General features: G+C 35.3%; 4 protein-coding genes. All 4 read right to left on the bottom strand.

Features of this window, described 5'->3' with window-relative positions:
• Window positions 1-1,808 (bottom strand): DNA polymerase (locus RT405_RS05355; RefSeq protein ID WP_313468228.1); only part of this gene is annotated, 1,808 nt, incomplete at its 3' end.
• Between the two features lie 260 nt (window positions 1,809-2,068).
• Complete coding sequence (gene murC, locus RT405_RS05350) at window positions 2,069-3,397, bottom strand: UDP-N-acetylmuramate--L-alanine ligase (protein WP_313468205.1); 1,329 nt, start codon at window positions 3,395-3,397, stop codon at window positions 2,069-2,071.
• Window positions 3,398-3,648: 251 nt separating this feature from the next.
• On the bottom strand, window positions 3,649-6,477 hold the full coding sequence (locus RT405_RS05345; protein WP_313468203.1) for a DNA translocase FtsK: 2,829 nt from the start codon (window positions 6,475-6,477) through the stop codon (window positions 3,649-3,651).
• A 161-nt stretch (window positions 6,478-6,638) separates the two neighbouring features.
• Window positions 6,639-7,114 (bottom strand): YtpR family tRNA-binding protein (ytpR, locus tag RT405_RS05340; RefSeq protein WP_313468201.1); only part of this gene is annotated, 476 nt, incomplete at its 5' end.

Here is a 7,114-nt window from a genome sequence, read left to right as displayed (position 1 = left end):
ACCTTTAATAACCCTTCAATATAGGTTGATTGTAATTTAGCTATTTGCCGGTATTCCAAAATATCTTTTACGATTGGAGCTTGGTCTTTTAGCTGTTCAAGAACATCCACAGCTGTAGAATACCCCGTTTTAGTTTTTTTAACCACTGGGTATCCCATTTTTTCAAATAAAATAACGCCTAATTGTTTTGGAGAATTTAAATTAAATTTTTCTCCAGCTTCTTCATACACGCGCTGTTCTATACTTTCTAACCGCTCTGCAAATTCCACTTTCATTTCACGCAATCGTTGAGCATTGACTTTGATCCCGCTAATTTCCATCTCTGCTAATACTTTTGCAAGAGGCAATTCCATTTCATAAAATAGTTCTGTTTGATTGTTTTGAGCTAAATGCTGTTCAAGCTGTTCACTTAACACAACGATAGCTTTAATTTTCCGAGCTATATGTTCTTGCATAACAGATAAGTCTTCCGGTATATGGATTTTGGATCCTTTACCATAAACACTTTCATCAGATGAAACGTCAAAATACTCATGTTCCGTCGCCACTTCTGATAGATCTTTGCTGTTGTCTTTTGTATTTAAGATATAAGAAGCTAATAAAATATCAAATTGTATATTTTTCACTTCAATTCCATAACGTTTTAAAGCTACAAATGTGCGTTTCGCATCAAAAACTTGCTTACTGGTCGTTTCGTCTGCTGCCCATTTCTGGAAATGTTCTGAATTTAAAACTAATTCAGGTTCTCCTATATAAATATGGTCCGCATTTCCCCAACCGACACTAACAATATCTGCTGTATGGTAATTATCAGTTAACATCTCTACATAAAGTCCCATTTTATCTGTAAACAAGTCTGGCGAAATATCCGTAACTACCTCATAAACAATTTCTTGACGATTTGCTTCAGTTTCTGCAACATATTCAGTCGTGTCTAATTTACTTAAATGCGTTTTAAAATCCATTTCCTTATAAAAACGAATTAATTTTTCCGTATCAGGCCCTTCATAAATTAAATCTTCTATTCCAATAGTCAGTGGCGTATCCCGATCGATAGTTGCTAGTTTCTTACTTAAAAATGCTGTTTCTTTTTCATTGATCAAATTTTCTTTCATCTTGCTTTTTTTCATTTCATCAATATGATCATAGACTCCTTCAACAGAGCCGTATTCTTTTAATAATTTCAGAGCGGTCTTCTCTCCAATTTTAGTCACTCCAGGAATGTTGTCAGAAGCATCTCCGGCAAGTCCTTTCATATCAATGATTTGAAGAGGAGAAATACCCATCTCAGCTTGAATCGACTCCACAGTATATTCTTTTAATTCACTGACTCCTTTGACTGTAATGTCCACTCTTACGTTCTCTTTAGCTAATTGTGTTAAATCCCGATCACCTGAAACGACAACAACATCAAAATTTGTCGGATCGACTTGTTTCGAAAGAGTTCCAATAATATCATCTGCTTCGTAGTTATCTAATTCATAATGTTTTATTCCAAAGCTCTCCAAAAGAACCCGCAAGTAAGGCATCTGCTCAGTAAATTCACTAGGTGTTTTCGCTCTGCCTCCTTTATATTCTTCAAAAAAAGCATTACGAAATGTCGTTTTACCTGCATCGAAAGCTACTAAAACATGAGTAGGTTTTTCTTTTGTTAAAATATTTTCAATCATGCTGTGAAATCCATAAAGTGCATTGGTATGGAGTCCACTTTTATTTTTAAAGCGTTCTAATTGCTGATGGAGTGCAAAGAATGCCCTGAAGGCCACACTGCTGCCATCAATTAGCAGTAATTTATTTTTAGAGGTCATAAGAAAGCTCCTTCTTTTCAATTCTATCGGGATTAATATAGTAATTTAAACTATTCATAAATTAGCATGGTCACCCTTTTCTTCACTAGTTTACCAAAAAATTCAAGAGATAGCGAATTGGAAAAATCAATTTATTTCTTTAAAATTTCTCCTTTGGAGATCTTTTTTTATAAAATACAATCACAGTAAAAAGTCCATTATCTTATAAAAAAGCGAAAAAATCTGATAACGATTCGATTTCGAATCGTTATCAGATTTCTTTATTTGCTTAATGTTGAATGGCTTAATAAAGTTTCATAAGCTAACTCAAATTTTTGAACATCCCCTGCGCCCATAAAAATAGCAACGCCATCATGGTGATCCAGTAATGGAGACATATTATCTTCTTTCAAAATAAGAGCACCTGTATCAATCTTCGCTGCTAAATCTTCAATGGTTACATCTCCTTGTTGCTCACGTGCTGAACCAAAGATATCACATAAATAAACTGAATCGGCTAAGTTAAGAGCTTCTGCAAATTCACTTAACAAGGCAACTGTCCTAGTAAATGTATGTGGTTGGAAAATAGCAATAATCTCTTTATTAGGGTATTTTTGACGAGCAGCATCAATCGTTGCACGTATTTCTGAAGGATGATGCGCATAATCATCAATGATCACCATATCTTCCATCGTTTTTTCAGAAAAACGACGTTTCACACCAGCAAAGGTTTTAAGATTTGCCATTACTTTTTCTTTATCCAATCCTTCATGATAACAAATTGCAATAACAGCCAAAGCATTTAAAATGTTGTGTTTTCCATAAGTCGGGATTTCAAAGTGACCATAGAATTCATTTTTTACATACACATCGAAACTTGAACCTGTAATTGAACGGCTAAGATTTTGAGCTTGAAAATCATTATGATCTTCAAATCCATAATAAAAAATCGGCGTTTCTGTTTTAAGCTTAATCAGTTGTTCATCGTCTCCACATGCAATGATCGCTTTTTGTACTTGTTGAGCCATTGTCTCAAAAGCTTCTGTAACATCTTCCAGACTCGTAAAGTAATCAGGATGATCATAATCAATGTTGGTAATAATCGCATAATCTGGGTGATAAGCTAGAAAGTGACGGCGGTATTCACAAGCTTCTAATGCAAAGTATTCAGCATTAGGAACGCCATGTCCAGTACCATCACCGATTAAATAGCTTGTATCCTTAATTGTACTCATCACATGCGCCAGCAAGCCTGTTGTACTTGTTTTCCCATGCGACCCTGTAACAGTGATACTCGTATAATTCTTTAATAGATTCCCAATAAAGTCATGATAACGTATAACTGGCAATCCTTGTTCTATTGCTGCTTTGATTTCTTCATGATCGTCTGAAAATGCATTTCCAGCGATAACCGTTAGTCCATCATGTATGTTTTTTTTATCAAAAGGTAGAATAGGTATTTTTGCTTCTTCTATATTTTTCTGTGTAAAAAAGTATTTCTCTACATCAGAACCTTGGACTTTAAATCCTTTGTCATGAAGGATCAATGCCAATGCACTCATACCAGAACCTTTAATCCCAACAAAATGATAGGTAATTTCATTATTCATTTTATGAAGCCTCCATTAATTTTAGCTACTTTGATTATTTGTAAATAGATCAAATTGTTTTTTTAAAGCTTACTCATCATTAATAAATAAGCAGGTTGAAAAATAGTGAAAAATGCAACGAATACAGTATACCATGATTTTTTTTTTTCGCCTAACAATAATCGATTTCTTTCTTTACCTTAATTTTACTTTTATTTAAAAATCAAATCTTGTCCAAATAAAAAGAAGAAGGCCATCCTTCTTCTTTTTATTTACAGTTGATAGGCTTCGTAATCACTTTTTGTAATAAAAACATCTCTTGGTTTTGATCCTTTATTTCCTGAAATCAGATTTTCACTTTCGAGTGTTTCGATTAAATTAGATGCTCGATTAAATCCAATTTTAAACTTTCTTTGTAAAGAAGAAGCAGAAACTTGGCCTTCATCAATAATAAAAGATAAAATCTCGTCATATAATTCATCTTTCCCTTCAATCGCTTCTACTCGGCTTAACAGTGTTTCAGGTTCAAACAAGTAAGATGTTTTTCGTTGCTCTTTTACATGCTGTACAATCGAATCAATTTCTTTTTCAACATACGTACCTTGAATACGTATCGGTTGGCTAGCCCCATTTTCAAGAAACAGCATATCGCCTCTGCCTAATAATTTCTCAGCCCCGCCAGTATCCATAATGGTCCGTGAATCAACTTGGCTTGACACCATAAAAGCAACACGCGTTGGAATGTTATTTTTAATGGTTCCTGTGATTACATCTACACTCGGACGTTGCGTGGCTACTAACAAGTGAATTCCTGCAGCTCGGGCTTTTTGAGTAATACGTGCAATCGAATCTTGGACATCATTACTGGCTACCATCATTAAATCAGCTAATTCATCGATTACAATCACAATATACGGCAACTTCAATCCATATTCGCCTCGCTTCTCAGCTTTTTCATTAAATCGTTGAATATTCCTAACACCAGCAGCTGCTAATTTTTGATACCGCTCTTCCATTTCATTGACGGCCCATTTTAAAGCTTCGCTAGCCGCTTTAGGTTCTGAAATAACCGGAGACAATAGATGAGGAATCGCATTGTAAGGTGCTAACTCTACTGCTTTAGGATCAATCAGAATCATTTTAACTTCACTTGGTTTAGCTTTATAAAGCAAACTGACTAAAATAGAATTAATAAACACACTTTTTCCGGATCCAGTTGCTCCTGCAATTAACCCATGCGGCATTTTATCAAGAGTTGAAACAATTGCCTCCCCTGATAAATTCACGCCAATGGCTACAGTCAATGGAGAAGTACTTTTTGAGAATTTTTCACTTCCCATAACTTCCGAAAGCATGACTGGTCTTGAATCTCGATTTGGTATTTCTACACCTACTGTACTTTTACCTGGAATAGGAGCTTCAATGCGGATGTCTTTAGCTGCTAAAGACAGCTTTAAATCATCTGACAAATTAGTAATCTTGTTTACTTTAACGCCACGGCCTAATTGCAATTCAAATTGAGTAACAGCTGGTCCTACTGTCCATCCTACTACTTGAGCATTGACGTTAAAAGCATCTAACGTTTCATTGAGGAGTTCAGCTTGGCCTAATACCCAATCGTCTACTGCGTTGCTTTGAAATTCAACAGGAGGGTTGAATAATTCCACAGGAGGAAATTGATAAGTACGTAAGGCTTCTTCCTCCAATTCACTAGTTAATAGAGTAGCTGGTATAAAGGCTGAATTTTTGTCTTCTTGACCTGTTTCCTGCTCTTCAATTAGTGAAGTTGTTTCAGACAAGATCAACTCATTGATTTGTGCAACAGAATCTGTTTCAGGTTCATTTTCTGCTAAAATTATATCTTCTTTTTCAATTCGTTCTTCTGGATCCACCATTTCCATTTCAATCCGTTCGGACTGGGTTTCAATTAACGTATTTTCTTGGGAAACACTTTCTTCCATGAAATCAGTCACATCCTTAGTGGAATGATCTTCTGCTGGAAGTTGGTCCATATTTTCTTTCTTATGGTTGGTATTAGAAGATTCTGCAGCGAATTGAGGTTCTGTTTGCCTAGATGGTTTTGCATTAAAGGTCTGTTGATCTAAATAACGCAACCGGCTTAAAGCCGCTTCAATTTCCAGCATTTCAATTTCTTCTGGAGAACGTTCTTGTGTATTTCCTTGTACTATATTCGTTTCTTGCTGTTTTTCTTGAGTTGTTTTTTCATTTTTTGCTTCAGCTATTTCTACTTCATTCTCTTGATTTAAACTAGGAGGTTGTTCACTTTTCGCTTCTGCTTCTATGTTTCCTGCTGGCAAAGAGTGTGCATTCAATTTTTCAATTGATTCAGAGACACCTACGGGATCGCTTTTAATAAAATAGCTGCTCACATTTTTCCCATGATTCAATTGGGTGTTTTGATCTTCTTCAATCATACCCGCTAAAGAACGGCGCAAAGTACGTTTTTGCAAATGAGAAGAAACCACTGGCTGCTTTTCATCCTCAGCTTTTTTAACGACTACATTAGTTTCAGAAGGTTTAATTAAAGCACTTGATTGTTTTTCAGCAAATAACTCTTGCACTGTACTGGATAAGTGATCCGCCAATAAAATAAAGTCGCCTGCTTCTTTTTTAAATTTTCCAGCAATCTTTTTATAATTGATTTTAAAATCGTCATTTTCATTTCTTTGCTGAAAACCATAATAGGGAGAAGGTATTTTTTGTACTTTAAAAGGAGTTGAGCTCCGTCCATTTTGAACTAATGATGTTTCTTCTTTTAAAAATTTTTTTGTTGTTTTCTGATCAGATAATTGATTTGTTTCAACTGCTTCTTTTTTTTTGACAGCTATTTTTCTAGTCTGTCCTAATCGTTGTTTCCGTTCTAAGTTATTTTGGTTAACGAACTCAGAAAACAAATTTTCTGGTTCTCTAGCTGATATCTCTTTGCTAATTTTAACAGGTTGTTCAAACTTAGAGGTCTTAGTGCGATCAAAAAGGTTATCTTTCTTCGTTACGCGTACAGAGTCACGATAGAAAGGAAACTTGGATTTGTTTGACCGTTTTTGGCCTTTGTGGTAACTTGGTCCATCATATTTTGCCATGATGACGCTCCTTTCCTCTCTGGTATTCGTGTTTTAGTTTAACACAGATTACTCCATCCTTATAGAGCTAATCTCAAACAGCTCATTAAAAAACAAATTTTAAACAAAAAGAAATAAAGAGGGTAAGATTTTTCTCACTCTCTTTATCTCTTTTTAGACCATTATTTGGTTTTGAACGCTGAACCTGTTACAGCATTTTCATCTAAAACTAAAATTCCCTTTTTAGTTGTTTCAGCTTCTATTCCTAATTCTTTGGCTGAACAAACCATGCCATGACTTGGTTCGCCTCTCAGTTCTCCATCCCAAATGACTAATCCATTTGGCATCATTGCTCCGACTTTAGCCACAACAACTTTTTGCCCTGCAGCAATATTAGAGGCTCCACAGACAATTTGCACAACCTGCTGGTCGTCTATTTCAATCTGCGTAATCGATAAATGATCGGAATTTGGATGAGGTTTGCACTCTTTAACATCACCGACAACAAACTTAGGTTCTTCATCTGCTTCAAGCTGCTCATCAAAACCAACACTTAACAGGTGTTCATTTAAACGGACTACTTGAGCTGCAGATAATGTAATGGACCCTTTCCCCTCAATTTTTATGAGCTCTGAAATAGTAAAAAAATTGTATCCTA

It is taken from the genome of Carnobacterium sp. (genome assembly GCF_032094055.1).
Classification (GTDB): Bacteria; Bacillota; Bacilli; order Lactobacillales; family Carnobacteriaceae; genus Carnobacterium_A.
This window is presented reverse-complemented; position numbering and strand designations above follow the sequence as displayed.

What these genes read in the sequence shown, in the direction of transcription:
- murC (WP_313468205.1), bottom strand. Translation starts at nt 3,397, where the DNA reads ATGAATAATGAAATTACCTATCATTTTGTTGGGATTAAAGGTTCTGGT.
- RT405_RS05345 (WP_313468203.1), bottom strand. Translation starts at nt 6,477, where the DNA reads ATGGCAAAATATGATGGACCAAGTTACCACAAAGGCCAAAAACGGTCA.